16 protein-coding genes are annotated in these 20932 nt (G+C 66.0%); 5 read left to right on the forward strand and 11 right to left on the reverse strand.

What is annotated here, in order from left to right; all coding sequences use genetic code 11:
- Positions 1-2 precede the first annotated feature (2 nt).
- The 4 genes from BLQ85_RS03155 to BLQ85_RS03170 form a co-directional block, all read right to left on the reverse strand.
- Positions 3-1406 (reverse strand): TIGR03862 family flavoprotein, encoded by a 1404-nt coding sequence (locus BLQ85_RS03155; protein WP_256375419.1) that lies wholly within the window; start codon positions 1404-1406, stop codon positions 3-5.
- A gap of 163 nt (positions 1407-1569) precedes the next feature.
- Positions 1570-2202, reverse strand: a complete 633-nt coding sequence (locus tag BLQ85_RS03160; protein ID WP_083336715.1) for a hypothetical protein — start codon at positions 2200-2202, stop codon at positions 1570-1572.
- A gap of 58 nt (positions 2203-2260) precedes the next feature.
- On the reverse strand, positions 2261-5560 hold the full coding sequence (locus BLQ85_RS03165) for a UvrD-helicase domain-containing protein (protein ID WP_074574707.1): 3300 nt from the start codon (positions 5558-5560) through the stop codon (positions 2261-2263).
- Positions 5557-8157, reverse strand: a complete 2601-nt coding sequence (locus BLQ85_RS03170) for a PD-(D/E)XK nuclease family protein (protein WP_083336716.1) — start codon at positions 8155-8157, stop codon at positions 5557-5559. The genes BLQ85_RS03165 and BLQ85_RS03170 overlap by 4 nt, the downstream gene beginning before the upstream one ends.
- A gap of 179 nt (positions 8158-8336) precedes the next feature.
- Between BLQ85_RS03170 and trxA the strand changes: the two genes are divergently transcribed.
- The 5 genes from trxA to BLQ85_RS03195 all read left to right on the forward strand — a co-directional run bounded on the left by trxA (position 8337) and on the right by BLQ85_RS03195 (position 14051).
- A complete protein-coding gene (gene trxA / locus BLQ85_RS03175) occupies positions 8337-8669 on the forward strand; it encodes a thioredoxin TrxA (protein WP_007875124.1) in 333 nt (110 codons plus the stop codon).
- A 247-nt stretch (positions 8670-8916) separates the two neighbouring features.
- Positions 8917-10179, forward strand: a complete 1263-nt coding sequence (gene rho, locus BLQ85_RS03180; protein ID WP_007875125.1) for a transcription termination factor Rho — start codon at positions 8917-8919, stop codon at positions 10177-10179.
- A gap of 267 nt (positions 10180-10446) precedes the next feature.
- The gene (locus tag BLQ85_RS03185; RefSeq protein WP_074574709.1) at positions 10447-10734 is read left to right on the forward strand and encodes a type B 50S ribosomal protein L31; all 288 of its coding nucleotides are present in this window, start codon (positions 10447-10449) and stop codon (positions 10732-10734) included.
- Between the two features lie 183 nt (positions 10735-10917).
- Complete coding sequence (locus BLQ85_RS03190) at positions 10918-12699, forward strand: hypothetical protein (protein WP_074574711.1); 1782 nt, start codon at positions 10918-10920, stop codon at positions 12697-12699.
- Positions 12696-14051, forward strand: a complete 1356-nt coding sequence (locus BLQ85_RS03195; protein ID WP_074574712.1) for an MATE family efflux transporter — start codon at positions 12696-12698, stop codon at positions 14049-14051. Before BLQ85_RS03190 ends, BLQ85_RS03195 begins: the two co-directional genes overlap by 4 nt.
- Here BLQ85_RS03195 and phoR read toward each other — a convergent pair.
- From phoR to pstS, 7 genes are all read right to left on the reverse strand, one after another.
- Positions 14039-15403 (reverse strand): phosphate regulon sensor histidine kinase PhoR, encoded by a 1365-nt coding sequence (gene phoR, locus BLQ85_RS03200; protein ID WP_175456034.1) that lies wholly within the window; start codon positions 15401-15403, stop codon positions 14039-14041. The two genes, BLQ85_RS03195 and phoR, sit on opposite strands and share 13 nt — an antisense overlap.
- The gene (gene phoB, locus BLQ85_RS03205) at positions 15400-16125 is read right to left on the reverse strand and encodes a phosphate regulon transcriptional regulator PhoB (protein ID WP_074574714.1); all 726 of its coding nucleotides are present in this window, start codon (positions 16123-16125) and stop codon (positions 15400-15402) included. The genes phoR and phoB overlap by 4 nt, the downstream gene beginning before the upstream one ends.
- A 7-nt stretch (positions 16126-16132) precedes the next feature.
- Positions 16133-16834, reverse strand: coding sequence for a phosphate signaling complex protein PhoU (gene phoU / locus BLQ85_RS03210; protein ID WP_074574716.1), 702 nt, complete (start codon positions 16832-16834; stop codon positions 16133-16135).
- 19 nt (positions 16835-16853) lie between these two features.
- A complete protein-coding gene (gene pstB / locus BLQ85_RS03215) occupies positions 16854-17636 on the reverse strand; it encodes a phosphate ABC transporter ATP-binding protein PstB (RefSeq protein WP_074574717.1) in 783 nt (260 codons plus the stop codon).
- A gap of 11 nt (positions 17637-17647) precedes the next feature.
- Entirely contained in the window at positions 17648-18532 is an 885-nt protein-coding gene (gene pstA, locus BLQ85_RS03220; RefSeq protein ID WP_074574719.1) for a phosphate ABC transporter permease PstA, read from the reverse strand.
- The gene (pstC, locus tag BLQ85_RS03225) at positions 18529-19494 is read right to left on the reverse strand and encodes a phosphate ABC transporter permease subunit PstC (RefSeq protein WP_074574721.1); all 966 of its coding nucleotides are present in this window, start codon (positions 19492-19494) and stop codon (positions 18529-18531) included. The genes pstA and pstC overlap by 4 nt, the downstream gene beginning before the upstream one ends.
- A 118-nt stretch (positions 19495-19612) precedes the next feature.
- Positions 19613-20620, reverse strand: coding sequence for a phosphate ABC transporter substrate-binding protein PstS (gene pstS, locus BLQ85_RS03230; protein ID WP_139200890.1), 1008 nt, complete (start codon positions 20618-20620; stop codon positions 19613-19615).
- Positions 20621-20932 lie beyond the last annotated feature (312 nt).

A 20932-nucleotide genomic window follows, 5' to 3' on the forward strand; every position in this document is an offset into this window, starting at 1 on the left:
CTTCAGATTCCTGATGACACACCGAAGTGCGCGAGAACGCCCTGCCCCGCTACACGGCCGCTGGCAAAACAGGCGGTCAGCAAATAGCCGCCGGTGGGCGCTTCCCAGTCCAGCATCTCGCCAGCGCAGAACACGGGCTGGCCGGGGCCCTTGAGGTTTTGCAGTTGCAGTTGCGGGCTCATGGCTTCGAACATCACGCCGCCCGCGGTGCTGATGGCTTCGTCCATCGGCCGGGTGGCGGTCACGCGCACCGGCAGGGCCTTGATGCCGGCGGCCAGGCGCACCGGGTCGGCAATCGCGTCCTTGCCCAGCAGTTCATACAGCATGGCGGCCTTGATGCCGTCCAGGTTGAGGCGGCTTTTGAGGTGGCTGGACAGAGAACGCGAGCCGCGCGGGTGCCGCACCTCGACCAGCACCTGTTCGGCTGATTTGTCCGGCAGCAAATCGAGCATGAAGGTGGCGCTGCCGTGGGCGGCGATCTCGTCGCGCAGCAAATTGGAGGCGGCATACACCAGGCTGCCTTCAACGCCGGTGGCGGTGGCGATGAACTCGCCCTTGCGGCTGAAGCTGCGGCCGCGCGAATCGGTGAAATGGATGGCGACAGACTTGAAGGGCTGGCCGGCGAAGCGGCTGGCGAAATGGTCGGTCCAGCCGGTGTGGGGTTTCGGGCTTTTGCCTATGAGCTCCTGCAAAAACTCGCGGCGGGTTTCGCCGGTATCGGCGATGGCTTCCTGCAATTGGGCCGGACTGTCAGGCCGGGCAGCGACATCAAAGCCGCAGTTCGAAGGCTGCAGCAGCGCGAGCGCGACGCCGCGCGCGGCCAGCAGCGGCACCCAGGCGCCGTCGGAGCCCAGCCGTGCCCAGCTGCCGCCGCCCAGCGCCAGCACCACGGCATCGGCCTGCACCTGCACTTCGCCGGCGGGTGTTGCGAATTTCAACGCGCCATCTTCGGCCCAGCCCAGCCAGCGGTGCCGCATGGAAAACTTCACGCCAGCCTGGCGCAGGCGCTGCAACCAGGCGCGCAGCAGCGGCGCGGCCTTCATGTCCTTGGGAAACACGCGGCCCGAGCTGCCGATAAAGGTTTCCACGCCCAGGGCTTCGGCCCAGGCGCGCAGCTCGGTGGGGCCGAAGGCGGCCAGCAGCGGCTGCAACTGCGCGGCGCGCTCGCCGTAACGGCCCACAAAGGCCTGCGGCGCTTCGGAATGCGTGAGGTTGAGCCCGCCTATGCCGGCCAGCAAAAACTTGCGGCCCACCGAGGGCATGGCGTCGTAGACCTCCACCCTCAGGGCCGCACCGGCACCGGCCAGGGCTTCGGCGGCCATCAGGCCGGCGGGCCCGCCGCCTATGACGGCCACGCGCAATGCGGCGGCCGGGGTGGATTCAAGAGGGGATGCGCCAGGTGTCAAGGGGGTTCCGCGCGCGGCGGCCACAGGTTAAACAGGAAAAATCGGAAGGTTCGCGGTCGCGAACACAAAGCGCCTCAAACGGGCGCGGTTCGGCGGAACAGGATGGCCCGATTATTACAGGGAGAGGCCGCTGGGATAGCGGCCGGCCGCCGGCCCTTGGCCCTTACATGGGCGGCGCAAACCCATTGCGCCCGACGATCACGCGCAGCGCGGTCGGCTTGCCGCCCTGCTCCTGGGCGGTGATCATCACTTTCGCGCCGGGCACCAGCAAGGTGTTTTCATCGGCCTTTCCGGGTTTGAAGGAGACCACGGGCGCATCGGGCGGCACGATGACGGTTTTTTCGCCGTCCTTGTAGCGCAGCGTGAGCTTTTGCCCGCCGGGCACCGTCGAAGGCGCGGCGGCCAGGTCGGCCACGGTGGCGTTGGTCATGGTGCTTTCGGGCCGCAAGTCCCAGGGGCGGTGGCCTTCGCCGGTGCCGCGCGCGGCTTCGGGAAACACCACCACCTCCAGCGCCAGCTGGCTGCCGTCGGCCTGCGGCATGGCGGCCGTACCTATATAGCTGCCGGGCTTGATGTCGGCCAGCGCCAGCGGAAAGACTTCCGAGACATCCATCGCGGCGGGCCGCACCAGCGTGATGACTTCGCCGCTGCGCTCCCTGACGGTGAGGCTGGAGGCATCGATTTTTTCAATCGTGGCGCGCAGGCGCACGGTGGGGTTGGCCGGCGCGGGGCTTTGCGCCAGGGCCAGCGGCAAGGTGGCCGCCAGGGTTAGGGTGGCGAGGAAATGCTTGAACATGGGAATCCTTTCAGCCGGCATGGAGTGGAAGGAATGGCGCCGGACAGGCCCGGTGTGATCAGTCCACCAGGACCACAGTTCCCTGCCCCGTCAGAAAAGCCGCTTTGACCGGAGCGCCCGGGTAGATGCGCTGCACCGCCGCGCGGTAAGCCTGCAGTTGCGCGACCAGCGCGGGCTGGCGCTGCGGGGCGGTGGCCGATTTGTAGTCCAGCACCCACCAGTGGCCTTCGTGGCCGGCGTCCTTGCGCTGCACCAGGCGGTCCAGCCGCAGTGCCTGGCCGGCATAGACCAGGTCGACTTCATTGCCCTGCCAGGCCAGCACCTCGGGCCGCCAGGCCCAGGCGCCCTCGCCGGCCAGGATGCGGCCGGCCAGCGCGGCCGACTGCGCGGCCTGGGCCGGGCTCAGGCGGAACTCACGCGCCGCGGCCGCCACCTGTTCGGGCAACAAGGCGCCGCCCCATTCCAGCAAACGGTGCATGGCCTTGCCTATGCGGGCCTTGAGGGAGTCTTCATCGAGGCTCTCCACGGCCGGCGGCTCGACCAGGGCCTGGGGCAGCTCGGGCAATTCAGGCAGGTAGAACACACCGGCATCGGCTGCGTCAGGGCGTTGGCCCGCCGTTTCGTCGGCCACAGGTGCGGGCAGTTCACCCAGCAGGCCCTGCAGGCGCTGCCACCAGCTTTCGGTGGTCACGCGGTGCGGCTCAATCGAGGAAATCACCAGGGTGTGGCGCGCGCGTGTGAGCGCCACATAGAGCGCATTAAGCTCTTCGCGCTTGCGGGCGGCCTGCTCGGCGGCCAGGGTGTCGGCGGCGCAGGCGGGCGGCCGGCTTTCGCTGACGAGGAAGACAAACTTGCGCGGCTCGGTGGCCTCGCCGGGCCAGTCGACCAGCACGCCCATGCTGTCGGCGTTGCGCTCGACGGTGTCGGTGTCCAGCAGCAGCACGGCCTCGGCCTCCAGGCCCTTGGCGCCGTGAATGGTCAGCAGGCGCACCGCTTCGCCGCTGACAGTGGCCGGCGCCTGCGTGCCGCCGGCCTTGAGGGCACGCACAAAACCATAAGGCGTGGCGTAGCGGCCGCCGTCCAGTTCCAGCGAAACGCCCAGCAGCGCGCGCAAATTGGCCAGCACCGCGCCGCGCTGGGCCGTGGGCGCCGCGGCGCCAAAACGCGCGAGCACGTCGCCGTCGTCGTAAATGCCCTGCAGCGCGTCGTGCGGCGGCAGGCTGTCGAGCCAGCTTTTCCAGCGCGCCAGCGTTGCGCCCAGGCCTTGCAGCTCGGGCGTCAGCAGCTCTTCTTTTTGCAGCAACTCATACCAGGGCTTGCCGTGTTCGCGCTGCAGCAGGGCCAGTTGCACCAAGGCGTCGTCAGCCAGGCCGAAGAGCGGCGAACGCAGCGCGCGCGCCAGGGACAAGTCATGCTGCGGCGAGACCAGCACGTCGAGCAAGGCGACCAGGTCCAGCACTTCGCAGCAGTCAATGAGCTCGGTTTTTTCGCCGACCTGGGCGGGAATGTGCAGGGCGCGCAGCTCATCCTGCAGCGGCAGCAGGCCTGCGCGTTTGCGCGACAACACCATCACGTCCTGGGGTCGCAGCCCACCGGCGATCTGCTGGGATATCCATGCGGCGGCCTGTCGGGCCTCGCGCGTGCGCAAGGTTTCCTCGGGCAGTTCGCGCGGCGTGGTGAGGCTGTCGCGCCAGCCGGCGGCCAGCGGCGAGGCCTCTTCCTCGTCCTTGTTGCGCGGAATGGGCGGCAGGCGGCCCACGGCGCCGGCCAGGCCCGAGGCTGTGGTGTGCTCGCGAAAGCCGTCATAGGCGTCGGCTTCGCGCGCCGTCACCATGGCGGCGTTGACGGTGTCTATCACGGCCTCGGCATTGCGGCGCGTGTGGTCGCAACTGAGCAGATCGCCGCCCAGGCCGTGCACCACAAAAGCCTGCGCGGCGCGAAAGACCTGCGGCTCGGCGCGGCGGAAGCGGTAAATGCTTTGTTTGGGGTCGCCCACCAGGAAGACGCTGGGCGCCGTGCCCGCGCCCGAATAGCCGATCAGCCACGCGTACAGGGCCTGCCACTGCAGCGGGTTGGTGTCCTGGAACTCGTCGATCATCAGGTGGCGTATGCGCGCATCCAGGCGCTCCTGCACCCAGCCCGAGAGCACGGGGTCGGCCAGCATCAGCAGCGCGGCGCGCTCCACGTCGTTCATGTCGACCCAGCCGCGTTCACGCTTGAGGGCGGTGAACTGCGCGATCAGCACGCGGCTCAGGCGCGCCATGCGCTGCTGGTGTTGCCAGGCGTCGTGCTGCTGGCGGGCCGCGACCACACGCAGCACCAGGTCCTGGGCAATGCGCACCTGCTCGATGCCGATGATTTTTTCGCCGAACTTGCGCGGCGTGCCTTTTTCGGTCAGCAGGGCCGCGATGGCCGCCGGGAAGTCGCCGGCGGTCAGCGCCTGCTCCAGTTCCACCCCCTTGGCCGAAAAAGTCGGCGCGCTGGCGCGGCCCAGCGCCATGGCGGCGTCCCTCAGGGTCTGCCGGTGAAAGCGATTGGTGCTGAGCAGTTCTTCCGGCTCATCAAGCCCGCCGAATTCGGTGAACTGCGCCGCAAAGGGCTGCACCGAGGCGGCAATCACGCCTTTTTCGTCGGCCAGTGTGAACTCGGTACGTTTGTCGAGCGAGGCCTGCAAGGCCTTGTCGGCCTGGAAGCGGCCGTGGGTGAGCACCACGGCCTCGAAGTCGGCCTTGAGCGCGGCGTCGGCCGCGACCGCCGCGTAAAAGCGCCGCCAGACCAAGGCGCGCGCGGGCGCGTCGTCTTCGAGCAGCTCGTAATTGACGGGCAGCTCCAGCCGCTGCAGCACCGCGACCGGCGCGCTGCGCAGCAAGGCCGCGAACCAACTGTGGAAGGTGCGTATCTGCACGGAGCGCCCGCTGGCCAGGATGGAACGGTAGAGATTGGACAGCTGCTCGCGCAGCTGCTGCGCGGCCTGCCGGCCCTTGGCGCCAGCCAGGTCCAGCTGTACGCCGCGCATTTCGAGCTCGCGCTGCAAGGTGGCGTCGTCGGCATGGGCAAAGGCCTTGAGCCAGTCGTCCAGGCGCTCGCGCATTTCCCCGGCGGCTTTTTTGGTGAAGGTGATGGCCAGGATCTCATGCGGCAAGACCTGCTGGCCGGGCGCGGCCGTGGCACCGTCCAGCAGGGCGCGAACGATGCGTGAGACCAGCATCCAGGTTTTGCCGGCGCCGGCGCAGGCCTCGACCGCAACGCTGCGCCGCGGGTCGCAGGCAATCGCATAAAAGGCCTCGGCCGAGACCGGCTCGCCGTTGCATTCGTAGGCGGCGGTGTGGGCGACCAGGGTGTTGGCCGGTGGTGTCATGCGCCCTCCTCCCCGGCGGCATCCTCGTCCAGGCTCCAGAAGTCCTTGCGGCATAAACCACGCGCGGCACAGTAGTCGCAGGCCTTGCCCTCGCCCAGCGCCGGCAGGGCCGCGCCGCGTGCGATGCGGGCCATGTCGGTCAGGATGCTGTCTATCAGTTCATCGCGCAGGCCGACGATCTCGGGCTGCTCATAGGTTTTGGTCGGCTCTTTTTCGCCGAGGTTGACGTAGGCCGCGGCCAGGGTGTCGTCGCTCATGAGCGCGGCGTAAAAGGCGAGCTGGGTGTCTTCCTGGCCGCCCTTGATGCGTTCGGCGGTGGTGGCGCGCGGCTCGGTCTTGTAGTCGATCAGCAGCGCATGGCCGTCGGCCTGGCGGTCTATGCGGTCCAGCTTGCCGAGCAAAGTCAGTTCGCCCAGCGGCATTTCGCGCCAGACCTCGGCTTCGTCAAAAGTGGCGCCGCTCGCTTCATGATCAGCCAGCCAGGCCAGGTAGCCTTCGCGCACGCCGGGCCAGGCGGCGGCAAAGGGCAGGAATTCGCTTTCGGTCAGTGCCAGTTCCTGGGCGGCGCGGTCCGCCGCCGCATCCATCATGGTGGCGCGGACGGCCGGGTCGTCGGTAGGCTGCGCTTTCAATGCCTCATGGAAATGCCGCAGCAGGCCGTGCAGCCAGTTGCCGAAGTCGCGTTTGCCGAGTTCGCTTTCAAGCTCCTCGGGCTCCTGCAGCTTGAGCTGGCGCAGCGCGAAGAAGCGGTAAGGGCAGCGGCGCAGGTCTTCATAGGCACTCGCTGACAGCCGCGTGAGGGGCAAGGCCTCACCGGTCGGAAAGGGGTGCGGCGTGGGCTGGATGTCCACGGCGCGCAGGCTGCGCGGGTCGGCGGCGGCTTGGGCCTCTTGGGGGGCGTCGTCCTGCGCCAGCAGCAGTTCCTGCACAAAACCGCTGGGGATCAGGTGCTCGCCGGCTTCGCTGCTGCGCCACAGCACGTCGACCCGCGGCGCCTGCAGGGCGTAATGCCAGGCCTGGCGGGCTGCGGCGGCCAGGGTCTCGCGCGAGGGCAGGCCCAGCAGCTCGCGCTGGGCGGGTGTCCAGGGGCCGGCCGGTTCGGGCGAGACCGGCAGGCGGATCTCGTCGCAGCCGGGCAGCACCACGGCGCGCATGGGCCGACCCAGCAGCTGGGGCAGCGGCAGGATCACGACCTGCTCGGCCGCCGGGTGCGGCGGCGCGAACTTGCCGCCTTCCAGCGCCTGATTGGCCCATTGGGTGAAATCATGCAGGCGCATGACCGGCGAGGCCTGGAATTCAATCTCGGCGCCCTCGTACAGGCGCAGCACCTCGAGCACGGCCTGGCCGGCTTCGTCTTCGGCCAAGGCCTCCCACTGGCCGGCCGCCTGCAGCGCGGCGCGCAAATCGCGCAGCCACACGGCCAGCGGGCGGGCGCGGGCCAGGGGCGCACGCAGCGCGTTGGCCTGCAGGGCCAGCGGCTGGGTGGCCATAAAGGCCGGCAGCACGATGTCTTCAGCGGCAAATTCCGGCAGGTCGCGCCAGGCGCGCACGCCGACGCGGCGCAGCTCGGTTTCGGCGGCGGTCACCAGCATGGGCTCAAAGGCGGGCGCGTTCTTGAGCCAGTCGAGCACGGCGTCTGTCGAAGCATCCCAGGGCAAGGCGCGCAGCAAGCTCATGAGGCCGGCGGCGGCGCGCGTGGTGGACAGCTTCCAGCCGGTTTCGTCGCGCATGGCGATGCCGCGCTCGGCCAGCATGGCGCCCACGCGGCGCGTGAGCTGGCGGTCCTGCGCGATCAGGGCGACCGGGTTGCGCCCCTGCGCCAGGTGGGCCAGCACGCAGGCGGCGGCACGGCCGGCTTCGTCCTCGGCGTCCTGGGCGACATGCAAGGCGGGCGGCGGGCCGGCTTCCAGGGGAATGCACAAGGGGATGAACAGGGACAGTTCGCCGAAATGGGCCTTGAGCGCCTCGGTCAGCGGGTCGGCCTGGAAGCCTTCGAGCACGGCGAACAGCAGGGGCCGGGCCTGGAACAGGCGATCCGTCGGGTAGGCCGAGGCCGCGGCCCAGGCCAGCGCGATGCGGCCCACGGCGGCTTCGAGCGCCAGCACCGGGGAATCCAGGCCCGCGCCCAGGGTCTGGGCCAGCCCTTCGCTCCAGGCGCGGCGCCTGGCCGGCATGACGGCGGCGGCCACGCCGGCCAGGCTCCAGGCGGCCTCGACCAGGCGGCCGGCCAGCGCGTCCTGCTGGCTGCCCAGCCCGGCGCGCTCCAGCAGCGAGGCGGCGGTGAGCATGTCGACGGCCACGTCCATGCGCAAATCGTCGCCCGAGGGCGTGAACAGGCCCAGCGTGCCGCCCAGGCCGCCGGCCCAGTTCATGGTGGTTTCAAAACGCGGGACAAAAAAGGTGTCGCCGGCCTGCGCGGCCCAGGCCTGGCGCGCCTGCTGGATCAGCTGGGCATAGGGCAGCAGCACCACACATTCGGCCGGGTGCACGCCGCGCGCCTCGATGGCCGTGGCCAACGCGGCCATGGCCTGGCGCCAGCACCGCGCATCAGGCGGGGCGGCGGTGTCGGCAAGGTCGGCGATGGAGGCTGGTGGCATGAATAGGGTTTGCGACGGGCGACAGGGGGCAACTTGGGACGGGCCGCAAGCGAATTGAGCGGATGGCTATCAGGGTGATAGCCCCTGCCTGCCCGACCCGGCCACTTGCTTTCTGCCACAATGACTGCAACTTTAGCCCTACGTATCGTAACCATCCTAACCAAGACAAAGGAGCCGCCATGGCGAGCGAACTGATCAAACATACCACTGATGCCACCTTCGAAGCCGATGTGCTGCAATCCTCCAAACCCGTGCTGGTGGACTACTGGGCCGAATGGTGCGGTCCGTGCAAGATGATCGCTCCGATCCTGGATGAAGTGGCGACCGGCTACGACGGCAAGCTGCAGATTGCCAAGATGAACGTGGACGAAAACCGCGACATCCCCGCCAAGTTCGGCATCCGCGGCATCCCCACGCTGATGCTGTTCAAGGACGGCCAGCTGGCCGCCACCAAGGTCGGCGCCATGAGCAAGGCCCAATTGACCGCCTTCATCGACCAGCAACTGGCCTGAAGCTTCGCGCCGGAAAAGGAAGCACGGCGCCCTGCCGCTTCCTGACCGGCGCCCCTCCCCCGGGCACCCGCCCCGCACGCATGAAATTAGCCCCCGTTTCCCGTCTGAATTTCCTGTCATAATGTGCCTTATTCACCGGTACGGCCCGCGCCGCCCGGTTCGAGTTGCCGGTTTGTAAGCCACCTTCTGCGGCTTCTTTTCAAACCTCCCCCGTTTTCCATCAATGAACTCCGCAAGGAGTAATTCCATGCACTTAAACGAACTCAAGGCACTGCACGTGTCTGAAGTCCTCAAGCAGGCCGAAGCCCTTGAGATCGAAAACGTCGGCCGCATGCGCAAGCAGGAGCTGATGTTCGCCATCATCAAAAAACGTGCAAAAACCGGCGAGACCATCGTGGCCGACGGCGTGCTGGAAGTGCTGCCCGACGGTTTCGGCTTCCTGCGAGCCCCTGATTCGAGCTACACCGCGTCCACCGACGACATCTACATCAGCCCCAGCCAGATCCGCCGCTTCAACCTGCACACCGGCGACATGATCGAAGGCGAAGTGCGCACCCCCAAGGACGGCGAACGCTACTTCGCGCTGAACAAGCTCGACAAGGTCAACGACGGCCTGCCCGAAGACAACAAACACAAGGTCATGTTCGAGAACTTGACGCCGCTGTTCCCGCGCGAGCAGTTCAAGCTCGAGCGCGACATCAAGGGCGAAGAGAACCTGACCAGCCGCATCATCGACATCGTCTCGCCCATCGGCAAAGGCCAGCGCGCCCTGCTGGTGGCGCCGCCCAAGTCCGGCAAGACCGTGATGATGCAGAACATCGCCCACGCCATCACCGCCAACTACCCCGAAGTGGTCATGATGGTGCTGCTGGTGGACGAGCGCCCCGAGGAAGTGACCGAAATGCAGCGCAGCGTGCGCGGCGAGGTGATTTCTTCGACCTTCGACGAACCCGCCGCGCGCCACGTGCATGTGGCCGAAATGGTGATCGAACGCGCCAAGCGCCTGGTCGAGCTCGGCAAGGACGTGGTCATCCTGCTGGACTCCATCACCCGCCTGGCCCGCGCCTACAACAATGTGCTGCCCTCCTCCGGCAAGGTGCTGACTGGCGGCGTCGACGCCAATGCGCTGCAGCGCCCCAAGCGCTTTTTCGGCGCGGCCCGCAATATTGAAGAAGGCGGCAGCCTGACCATCATCGGTACGGCCCTGGTTGACACCGGCAGCCGCATGGACGAGGTGATCTTTGAGGAATTCAAGGGCACCGGCAACTGCGAAATCCACCTGGACCGCCGCCTCTACGAAAAGCGCGTGTTCCCGGCCATCCACCTCAACCGCAGCGGCACCCGCAAGGAAGAACTGCTGCTCGCACCCGAAATCCTCCAAAAATCGCGGATTTTGCGCCAATTCATGTACAACATGGATGAAATCGAGTCCATGGAGCTCATGCTCAAGAACATGAAGGCGACTAAAAACAACCACGAATTCTTCGACATGATGAGGCGAGGCGGCTAGAAATAGGGCCCCCACGCTTTTCACTTCGTGTAATGCGCTGCCCCCCCGAGGGGGCGCTGCGCCTGCGGCCCGGCAAAGCCGGTTCCGCGGCCCCGGCTGGGTTAGGCCCGGTTCTTTACCCCTCTCAGTGCCGTCTTGGGCACAAAATCGCCTCTCACGAAGCCTAAAACCGCTGTAAGTGTTTGATTTTTCATGGCATAATAGCGGGCTTAGCGGAAAGTGCCCAGGACTGGCTTGTGTGGCTCCCGCATCGAACAAGGAAAGATCATGAAAGAAGGCATTCACCCCAACTACCGCGAAGTTTGTTTCCTGGACCTGTCCAACAACTTCAAGTTCGTCACCCGCTCCTGCGTGAACACCAAAGAAATGGTGACCATGGAAGACGGCCGCGAACTGCCCCTGTACAAGCTCGATACGTCCAGCGAATCGCACCCCTTCTACACCGGCACGCAAAAATCCGTGGACAACATGGGCGGCCGCGTCGAGAAATTCCGCAACCGTTTCGGCAAAACCACCGCCGCCGCCAAAGAGGCCGCGCCCGAAGCTGCGAAGTAAGCTGCGAATCCTTTCGCCAGCCTGCAAAAAGCAGCCTGAATTTCAGGCTGCTTTTTTTTCGGCAAAATTTGCCGGCAAACGCAAAACCTGGCGGCCCGCTTTGACGCAAAATCACCGGTGGCCCGGGATGGCGGCCCGGCAGCTCTGCCGGCCCTTCCCCGCACTTTCCCGACTCCAACCGTTTTGAACAAACCTTCACCCGCCATCATTGCCCAGTCCGCCGTGCGCCGCCTGCCGCGGCTTGCGCTGCTGCTGTTCTGTGCAGCCTATGTGTTGCCGGGCTTCCTGGGGCGCGGGCCCTGGAAAAACGAGGACATCGCGGCCTTTGGCGTGATGCGCGAGCTGGCCTCCACGGTGGCCAACTGGCTGCAGCCGCAGCTGCTGGGCCGGGCCACCGAGTTCGACGCGCTGGCGCCCTACTGGCTGGGCGCGCTCGCGATCAAATGGCTGCCCTTCCTGGACCCGGCCCTGGCGGTGCGGGTGCCGTTTGTGGGGCTGCTGGTGCTGACACTGCTGGCCACCTGGTATGCCGTTTATTACCTGGCGCGCAGCCCACTGGCCCAACCGGTCGCCTTCGCCTTCGGCGGCGAAGCCAGCCCGGTGGACTATGCCCGGGCCATCGCCGACGCCGGCCTGCTGGCGCTGATCGCCAGCCTGGGCCTGGCGCAGCTGTCCCACGAAACCACGCCGGCGCTGGCGCAACTGGGTTTTACCGCGCTGGCCTTTTACGCCATGGCGGCCAGCCCTTACCGCCGCGCCACCAAAATCCTGGGGCCCGCCTTCGGCCTGCTGATCGGCCTGGCCGGGCTCACCCTGAGCGGCGCGCCCACGCTGGCGCTGCTGCTGGGCGTGGGCGGCGCGCTGGTGGAATGGATGCACATGCACTGGGGCACGGACCAGACCGACCCTGCTGCCAGGCAGCAGTCCTGGCACTGGGTGCTGTTGATCACCGGCATCACGCTGGGGGTCGCGCTGCTGGCCTACAGCCTGGACCTCTGGCGCTGGCGCATCCACCTGCCAGGTACCGACGATGCCTCCGCATGGAAGGACTGGCGCAGCCTGGGACGTTTGCTGCTGTGGTTCACCTGGCCGGCCTGGCCGCTGGCGATGTGGACGCTTTACCGCTGGCGCCGGCAGCTGGCCAGCCGCCATGTCGCCCTGCCGCTGTGGTTTGCCGCCATGGCCGTGGCCGCCACGCTGACCACCACGGCCTCGGACCGCAGCCTGCTGCTGAGCCTGCCGCCGCTGGCCGCGCTGGCCGCTTTCGCGCTGCCCACGCTCAAGCGCAGCGTGGCCTCGCTGATCGACTGGTTCACGCTGCTGTTTTTCACCGGCTGCGGCATCATCATCTGGGTGGTCTGGATCGCCATGCAGACCGGTGTGCCGCGCCAGCCTGCCGCCAACGTGGCCAAGCTCGCGCCCGGCTTCGAACCCAGCTTCTCCTGGCTGGCCTTTGTGTTTGCGCTGGCCGCCACCCTGGCCTGGACCTGGCTTGTCAAATGGCGGGCCGGCGCGCAACGCGCGGCCGTCTGGAAGTCGCTGGTGCTGCCGGCCGGCGGCGCCACCTTGTGCTGGCTGCTGCTGATGACACTCTGGCTGCCGCTGCTCGACTACGCGCGCAGCTTCGCGCCCATGTCGCGCCAGATCGCCAGCCTGGTGGACAAAAACGCCTGCGTCGAAATCTACGGCATAGGCAGTGCCCAGGCCGCCGCCTTGCAATACCACGGCCGGCTTGAGCTGCGCCAGGCCGGCGCGCAGGCCAGCTGCCCCTACCTGATCGTCGACGTCGAAGCCCAGCCCACGCTCAGCAGCAGGGTCAACCTGCCCGACTGGGCTTTCCAGGCGACGGTGCGCCGCCCCACGGACAAGACCGAAAACGTGCTGCTGTACAAGCGGGTCAGCCAGGACAGCCCGGCCAAACCTCCCACCCCGTCCCGCCGCGCCAACGGCAAAGCCAAGCCTTGAGCGAGCTCAAGGTCATCAGCCGGCACGCGGGCACGGTGCTGGTCGGGCAACTGGCCGTCATGGCCTTCGGCGTGGCCGACACCGTGATCGCGGGCCGCTACAGCGACGAGGCGCTGGCCGCGCTGTCGGTGGGTTCAGCCCTTTATGTCAGCGTGTATGTCGGCCTGATCGGCATCGTGCAGGCGCTGCTGCCCATCTGGTCCGAGATGCTGGGCGCGCGGCGCCATGAGGCGGTGGGGGCCTCGCTGCGGCAAAGCATGTACCTGTGCGGCTTCATCGTGGCGGCGGGCATGGCGGCCATGCTGTTTCCCGGCCCGCTGCTGCGCTGGGCCGAGGTGCCCGAGCTGATGCGCGGCGAGGTCCAGCATTACCTCGCGGTGCTGGCTTTTGCCTTCGCGCCCTCGCTGCTGTTTCGTATCTACAGCACCTTCAACCAGTCGCTGGGCAAACCGCTGCTGGTCACCTGGCTGCAGGTCGGCGCCCTGCTGGTGAAGATTCCGCTGTCCATCTGGCTGGTGGCCGGTGGTGCCGGCGTTGAGCCCATGGGGGCCGTGGGCTGCGCCTGGGCCACGCTGGTCGTGAACTACCTGCTGCTGGCGCTGGCCCTGCTGATGCTGCGCACCCGGCCCATGTACCTCCCTTACCGCATCTGGCAGCACATGGAACGGCCCGACTGGTCGCAGATCGGCAATTTCGCGCGCCTGGGCATCCCTGGCGGGCTGGCCTACCTGGTGGAGGTGACCTCGTTCACGCTGATGGCCCTTTTTATCGCCCGCCTGGGCACGGTCGCCTCGGCCAGCCACCAGATTGCTTCGAGTGTGGCGGCGGTGCTCTACATGATGCCGCTGTCGATGGCGATTGCCTGCAGTGCGCGCGTGTCCTTCTGGATGGGCGCCGGCCGGCCGGACTACGCCAGGCGCGTGGTGCTGCTGGGGCTCAAGCTCACCGGGCTGGCGGCGCTCACGCTGGGGGGTTTTGTGGCCATGGCCGGGCCCTTGCTGGCGCGCTGGTATTCGGGCAGCCCGGAAATCATCGCGCTGGCTTCCTCGCTGCTGGTGTGGGTGGCCTTCTACCATGTGGCCGACGCGACCCAGGCCCTGACCGCGTTTTTGCTGCGCTGCTACCGCATCACCATCATGCCGCTGGCGCTGTACGGCGTGCTGCTGTGGGGACTGGGTTTGCTGGGCGGCTACCGCCTGGCCTACGAAGGCATCGCGGGCCATGCGGCCACCCAGTCGGCCGCCAGCTTCTGGGCCGCCAGCACGGTGGCCATCGCACTGGTGGCGGTCTGCTTCCTGGGTTTGCTGTGGCACGCCGTCAGGCGCAGCCTGCGGGTGGCTCAGGCGGCCTGAGCCAGCTGCACCCGGCGCACGCGCGCGGCCGGAAAGACGATGGAAAAGCAGGAACCCTGCCCCGGCTCGCTCTCGATCTGCAGTTCGGCACCGTGGCGCTGTGCCACGTGCTTGACGATGGCCAGGCCCAGGCCGGTGCCACCGGTCTCGCGTGAGCGGCTGCGGTCTATGCGGTAGAAGCGCTCGGTCAGCCGCGGCAGGTGTTCGGGCGCGATGCCGGGGCCGCTGTCCTTGACCTTGAACTCGCCGCGGCCGTCTTCCAGCAGCGTCCAGCTCACGCGCACCAGTCCGCCCTCGGGCGTGTAGCGCACCGCGTTGGTCACGAGGTTGGACATGGCGCTGTAAAGCTCGGTCTGCACGCCGGCGATTTCCGAGACCGGGCCGGACTCGAACTCCAGGCGGTGCCCCTGCGGCGCGATCACCGCCGACAGGGCCCTGGCCTCCTGCTCGCACTGGGCCAGCAGCGCGCCCAGCGTCATCCAGTCATTGGCACCCGGGAAAGGGCTGCCCTCCAGGCGCGACAGGGTCAGCAAATCGCTGACCAGGGTCTGCATGCGCTGCGATTGCTGCGACATCAGGGCCAGGTAGCGGGCCCGCTCGGGCTCCTTGAGCGGCAGGGTCTGCAGGGTTTCGATAAAGCCGGACAGCACCGTCAGCGGCGTGCGGATCTCATGCGACACATTGGCCACGAAATCGCGGCGCATGGCTTCGGCCAGCTCCACGGCCGTGATGTCGCGGGACAGCAGCAGCTTGCGGTCCTTGCCGTAGGAATGCACATGGACCGACAGCTTCACCGGCCGCGCCGGCGTGCTGGCGCTGCCCGGAATGACCACGTCGTGCGTGAAATTGCCGGTCGCCATATAGGCCTTGAAGGCCGGGTCGCGCACCAGGTTGGCGATGTGCTGCATCACGTCGCGCTGGGCGTCGAAGCCGAAATGCTGGCTGGCCATCTGGTTGCACCACTCGATGCGGCCCTGCGCGTCCAGCAGTACCACGCCGCTGGGCGAGGCCTGCATGGCCGCCAGGAACTCGTCGAGGCGCGCCTGGCTTTCCTGGTATTGCTGGTCGCGGTTCTTGAGCAGCCGGCGGGTCCGGTCGGCGACCTCGCCCCAGACGCCGGGCAGGCTGGGCGCGCTGCCGGCCATCACGGCGGGCGTGTCGTTGTTCTGCTCGGCACGCAGCCAGCGCAGCAGCCGGTTGATGAAGAAGCTGTCGATCACCAGCCAGACCAGGGCGCCCACCGCCAGCCCTATGCCCAGCCCGAAGCTCAGGCCGTTGACGGTGCGCGCCCAAAAGCCCAAACCGCCGCCCACAAGCATGCAGACGGCGAAAACAATCCACCGGTTGATCATGCGCTGGATTGTGCAGCAGCCACCGGGCTGTTGGCGGCCATCGCGGTCAGCCGGTAGCCGGCGCCGCGCACGGTTTCCACCATGGTGCCCGCCGAGCCCAGGGCCTCGCGCAGGCGCTTGACGTGGACGTCGACGGTGCGCTCTTCGATAAAGACGTGGTCGCCCCAGACCTTGTCGAGCAGGGAGCTGCGGCTGTGCACGCGCTCGGCGTGCTTCATCAGGTAGTGCAGCAGCTTGAACTCGGTCGGGCCCAGCTTGAGCTCCTGGCCCAGGTAGGCAATGCGGTGCGTCGCGGCGTCCAGCACCAGCCCGCCCACCGTCACGCTGTCGTTCACCGACTCGGGCGCGCGGCGGCGCAGCACGGCGCGTATGCGCGCCAGCAGCTCCTGGGTGGAAAAGGGCTTGGTGATGTAGTCGTCGGCGCCGGCGTCCAGCCCGGCGACCTTGTCGGGTTCGTCGCCGCGCGCCGTCAGCATCAGGATGGGAATGCTTTTGGTGCGCGCCTGCTTGCGCCAGTGGCGCGCCAGGGCCAGGCCGCTTTGGCCCGGCAGCATCCAGTCCAGCAGGATGGCGTCGGGCAGCACGGCGTCGAGTTCGCGCTGGGCCGACACACTGTCTTCCGCCACCACGGGGTCAAAGCCGCCATGCCGCAGGTTGACGGCAATCAACTCGGCGATGGCCGGCTCGTCTTCAACAATCAGAATGCGTGGCAGGTGTTTCATTCCGTCTTTACTTTACTGCAGACTCGATCTGTTCCATAGGGGTGTGCCGCACGTCCGCACCCTTGACGATGTAAATGATGAATTCCGCGATGTTCTTGGCGTGGTCGCCCACGCGCTCTATGGCCTTGGCCACGAACAGCAGGTCCAGGCTGGGCGAAATCGTGCGCGGGTCTTCCATCATGTAAGTGATGAGCTTGCGCACAAAGCCGTCGAATTCCTGGTCGATCTGGTCGTCTTCCTTGAGGATGGAGACCGCCACCGAGGTGTCCAGCCGGGCAAAAGCGTCCAGCGCCTTGCGCAGCAGGCCGGAGGCAAGCTCCGCGGCGATGCGCAGGTCGGACGAAGGCAGGGCCCGGGCCGAGCCGCTCTCGATGATGGACTTGACCATGCGCGCGATCTTCTCGGCTTCGTCGCCGGCGCGCTCCAGGTTGGCCGTGGTCTTGGAAATCGCGATCAGCAGGCGCAGGTCGCGGGCCGTGGGCTGGCGCCGCGCGATGATGGACGACAGCTCGCGGTCGATGTCGATTTCCATCGCATTGACGCGCGCTTCGGTTTCGATGACCTGGTTGGCGCTTTCGGCGCTGAACTGGGACAAGGCGTAGATCGCCAGGCGAATCTGCGATTCGACCAGGCCGCCCAGCTCCATGACGCGCGAAGAGACGCCGTTGAGTTCGCTGTCAAACTGGGTCGAGAGGTGTTTATCAGGCATGTGTGCTCCCTAGTCCGTATCAGCCGAAACGGCCGGTGATGTAGTCTTCGGTTTCTTTGCGTTTCGGTTTGAAGAACAGGTCTTCCGTCGCACCGAATTCAACGAGGTCGCCCAGGTACATATAGGCCGTGTAATCGCTGCAGCGGGCGGCCTGCTGCATGTTGTGCGTCACGATGACCACCGTGTAATCGTTCTTCAGTTCGGCGATCAGCTCTTCCACCTTGGCGGTGGAGATAGGGTCCAGTGCGGAGCAGGGTTCGTCCAGCAGCAGCACTTCAGGCTTGATGGCAATGCCGCGGGCGATGCACAGGCGCTGCTGCTGGCCGCCCGAGAGGCTGGAGCCGCTCTGGTTGAGCTTGTCCTTGACTTCGGTCCACAGCGCGGCCTTGCGCAGCGCCCATTCCACGCGCTCGTCCATGTCGGAGGCGTTCAGGCTTTCGAACAGCTTCACGCCGAAAGCGATGTTGTCGTAGATCGACATCGGGAAAGGCGTCGGTTTCTGGAACACCATGCCGACCTTGGCGCGGATCAGGGCGACGTCCTGCTTGCTGGTCAGCAGGTTCTCGCCATCGAGTGCGATCGTGCCCTCGGCGCGCTGCTCGGGATAGAGTTCGAACATGCGATTGAAGGTGCGCAGCAGCGTCGACTTGCCGCAGCCCGAGGGCCCGATGAAGGCCGTGACCTTGTTCTCGGGGATGTCGAGGTTGATGCTCTTGAGGGCGTGGAACTTGCCGTAGTAGAAGTTCAGGTCCTTCACCGCAATCTTGGCGCGGGGCGCCTGGGTAGCAACTGTTGCAACCATTTGATTTCCCTTTAATTCTTGCTCCGCGTCAAAATGCGCGCGAAGATGTTAAGTGCCAACACGGCGACAGTGATCAGGAACACACCAGCCCAGGCGAGCTTCTGCAGGTTTGGATCGATGTTCATCGCGAACTTGAAAATCGTGACGGGCAGGCTGGCCATGGGAGACGTCAGGTCGGAGGACCAGAACTGGTTGTTCAAGGCCGTGAAAAGCAGTGGAGCGGTTTCACCGGCAATGCGGGCGACCGCCAGCAGCACGCCTGTCACCACACCGGCACGCGCCGCACGCAAGGTGATTGCCAGAATGACTTTCCACTTGGGCGTGCCCAGCGCGTAAGCCGCTTCCCGCAAACCAGGAGGCACCAGTTGCAACATGTTCTCGGTGGTGCGAATGACGACGGGGATGGTAATCAGCGACAAAGCCAGCGCACCGGCAAGGCCGGAGTAACTCTGGAACCGCGCGACCACAAGGGCATAGACGAACAGGCCGATCACAATCGATGGCGCCGACAGCAGGATGTCGTTCACAAACCGGACCACGGACGACAGCCAGCCGCGCGGGTTGTATTCCGCCAGGTAAATGCCGGCCATGATGCCGATCGGTGTCCCGATAAAGGTGGCAATGCCCACCATCACCAGCGACCCCGCGATGGCATTGAGCAAGCCGCCCTCATCGCCAGGTGCGGGCGTCATTTGCGTGAAGATGGACAGCGACAGCCCGCTCACGCCAAGGCGCAGCGTTTCCCAGAGAATCCAGACAAGCCAGAACACACCGAATGCCATCGCAGCAAATGACAGCGCCAGGGCGATCTTGTTAACGCGGTCGCGAGCCGCAAACCTGGCCTGGCGCGTTTCGGCCAGCGTCTTGGCGTCCAGCAGGGCTTTGCCAGTACTCATGATTTTTTCCCTTCACTCTTCTTCATGCGGCTAAGCAGCAGCTTGGACAGCGTGAGCACCACAAAGGTAATGAAAAACAGCACCAGTGCGAGGTACAAAAGCGCCGCCCTGTGCATGTCGCTGCTGGCCTCGGCGAACTCGTTTGCAAGGACGGACGTGATGCTGTTGGCCGCCTCGAACACCGATAGCGAGGCAAGCTGGTTGGCGTTGCCGATCACAAAAGTGACAGCCATCGTCTCGCCCAGCGCGCGGCCCAGACCCAGCATGATCCCGCCGATAACGCCGGCCTTGGTATAGGGCAGCACGACCTTGCCGACCACTTCCCAGGTCGTCGCACCCAGCCCATAGGCGGACTCTTTCAACAGCGGCGGCGTCACTTCGAACACGTCCCGCATCACCGAGGCGATGAAGGGAATGATCATGATCGCCAGGATGATGCCGGCAGACAGGATGCCGATGCCCACCGGCGGGCCGGAGACCAGGGCGCCCAGGTAAGGCACACCCTTGAGCATGCCCTGCAGCGGCTGCTGCACATAGGTGGCCAGAATCGGACCGAAAACCAGCAGGCCCCACATGCCGTAGACGATGGAAGGCACCGCCGCCAGCAGTTCGATGGCCGTGCCCAGCGGGCGCTTGAGCCAGGCCGGCGACAACTCGGTCAGGAACAGGGCGATCCCAAAACTCACCGGAACGGCGATCACCAGCGCAATGAGAGAGGTTGCCAGCGTCCCGTAGATCATCACCAGGCCGCCGTACTCGTTCTTGACCGGATCCCATACGCTGCTGGTCAGGAAGCCGAGCCCGTATTTGCTGATCGCCGGCCATGCGCCGATGAGCAGCGAGATCAGGATGCCAAACAGCAGACCCAGGGTCAGGAGCGCCGCTCCCTGGGCAGCCCAGCCGAAGAGCCGGTCTGCCAGCGGGCTTCTGCGCACTGGGTTGTTGGGGGGTGGTGTAGCCATATCGCGTCCGGACGATTTGACCGGGTGGTCAAAATCGGCCCGGCTCGCGGGAAGTGTAGAGGACACGTTGGAAAACCCCTATGTTCTGGACAATATGGGCAGCAATGGAATTGCCGTCTTATTTGTACGCAACGGCCTTGCCGGAGGTGTCCTTGATATCAGCCCAGGACTTTTCGATCAGCGTCTTGACGCTCGCAGGCATGGGCACATAGTCCAGGTCGGTTGCGGTCTTGTCGCCACCCTTGTAGACCCACTCGAAGAACTTCAGGGCGGCAGCGGCCTGGGCAGGCTTGTCCTGGCTCTTTTGCATCATGATGTAGGTGGCGGTCGTGATGGGCCACGAATCCTTGCCTGGCTTGTTGTTCAGGATCTGGTAGAAGGTCTTGGTCCAGTCGGCTCCGGCGGCTGCAGCCTTGAAGGTTTCGTCGTCGGGAGAGACGAAGCTGCCGCTCTGGTTTTGCATCTGCACGTAGGTCATCTTGTTCTGCTTGACGTAGGCGTACTCGAGATAACCGATCGAGTTGGGCAGGCGGCCGACGAACGCGGCGACGCCTTCATTGCCCTTGCCACCTGCGCCCACCGGCCAGTTCACCGCGGTGCCTTCACCGACCTTGGCCTTCCATTCGGCGTTGACCTGGCTCAGGTAGTTGGTGAATGCAAAGCTGGTGCCGGAACCATCGGCGCGGCGAACCGGTGCGATGGCGGCGTCAGGCAGGGCCAGGCCGGGGTTCAGCGCCTTGATGGCCGCATCGTTCCAGTTGGTGATCTTGCCCAGGTAGATATCGCCCAGCAGCTGGCCGTTGAGCTTCATCTGGCCGGGGGCGATGCCCTTGATGTTGACCACGGGCACCACGCCACCAATCACGGTGGGGAACTGCACCAGGTTTTTGGCCTTGAGTTCTTCGTCCTTCAGGGGTGCATCCGAAGCACCGAAGTCCACGGTCTTGGCTTCGATCTGCTTGATGCCGGCGCCGGAACCGACGGACTGGTAATTGATCTTGACGCCGGTGGCCTTGTTGTAGTCGGCAGCCCATTTGGAATACAGGGGAGCCGGGAAGCTGGCGCCGGCGCCGGTCACGTCCTGGGCGGTGGCCAGGGTTGCAAAAGAGGCGAAGGCGAGGCCCATCGCGGCCGTCAGGGATGCTTTGTAAGTCAGGTTCATCAGAATACCTCTGGTTGGGAATAGTTGGGAACAGTTAGAGCAGTTAGAAGCGGTCAGAAAACGGTTAGAAACAGTTAAAGCACAAGTCGGGAAACAGTCTGGGTGGATCCGGGCTGCACCAGGTGATGCGTCGACTGTAGGAATCTTGTGTGACAAGCTTGTGACAAATATGACAGTGCCCTGAGCCACCTCCACCCCTCTCGGTGTCACAAAACCTTTAAATTTCCGTCACGAATCTGTCACCGGCGGCTCCTACGCTTGGCCCTGTTCTTAATC

The sequence above is a fragment of the Polaromonas sp. JS666 genome (genome assembly GCF_900103405.1).
GTDB lineage: Bacteria > Pseudomonadota > Gammaproteobacteria > Burkholderiales > Burkholderiaceae_C > Polaromonas.

Coding starts and splice junctions, on each gene's coding strand:
- rho (WP_007875125.1), top strand. CDS start 8,917: ATGCACTTAAACGAACTCAAGGCACTGCACGTGTCTGAAGTCCTCAAG.
- BLQ85_RS03165 (WP_074574707.1), bottom strand. CDS start 5,560: ATGACACCACCGGCCAACACCCTGGTCGCCCACACCGCCGCCTACGAA.
- pstC (WP_074574721.1), bottom strand. CDS start 19,494: ATGGCTACACCACCCCCCAACAACCCAGTGCGCAGAAGCCCGCTGGCA.
- phoU (WP_074574716.1), bottom strand. CDS start 16,834: ATGCCTGATAAACACCTCTCGACCCAGTTTGACAGCGAACTCAACGGC.
- BLQ85_RS03170 (WP_083336716.1), bottom strand. CDS start 8,157: ATGCCACCAGCCTCCATCGCCGACCTTGCCGACACCGCCGCCCCGCCT.
- BLQ85_RS03160 (WP_083336715.1), bottom strand. CDS start 2,202: ATGTTCAAGCATTTCCTCGCCACCCTAACCCTGGCGGCCACCTTGCCG.
- phoR (WP_175456034.1), bottom strand. CDS start 15,403: ATGATCAACCGGTGGATTGTTTTCGCCGTCTGCATGCTTGTGGGCGGC.
- trxA (WP_007875124.1), top strand. CDS start 8,337: ATGGCGAGCGAACTGATCAAACATACCACTGATGCCACCTTCGAAGCC.
- pstB (WP_074574717.1), bottom strand. CDS start 17,636: ATGGTTGCAACAGTTGCTACCCAGGCGCCCCGCGCCAAGATTGCGGTG.
- phoB (WP_074574714.1), bottom strand. CDS start 16,125: ATGAAACACCTGCCACGCATTCTGATTGTTGAAGACGAGCCGGCCATC.
- pstS (WP_139200890.1), bottom strand. CDS start 20,620: ATGGGCCTCGCCTTCGCCTCTTTTGCAACCCTGGCCACCGCCCAGGAC.
- BLQ85_RS03185 (WP_074574709.1), top strand. CDS start 10,447: ATGAAAGAAGGCATTCACCCCAACTACCGCGAAGTTTGTTTCCTGGAC.
- pstA (WP_074574719.1), bottom strand. CDS start 18,532: ATGAGTACTGGCAAAGCCCTGCTGGACGCCAAGACGCTGGCCGAAACG.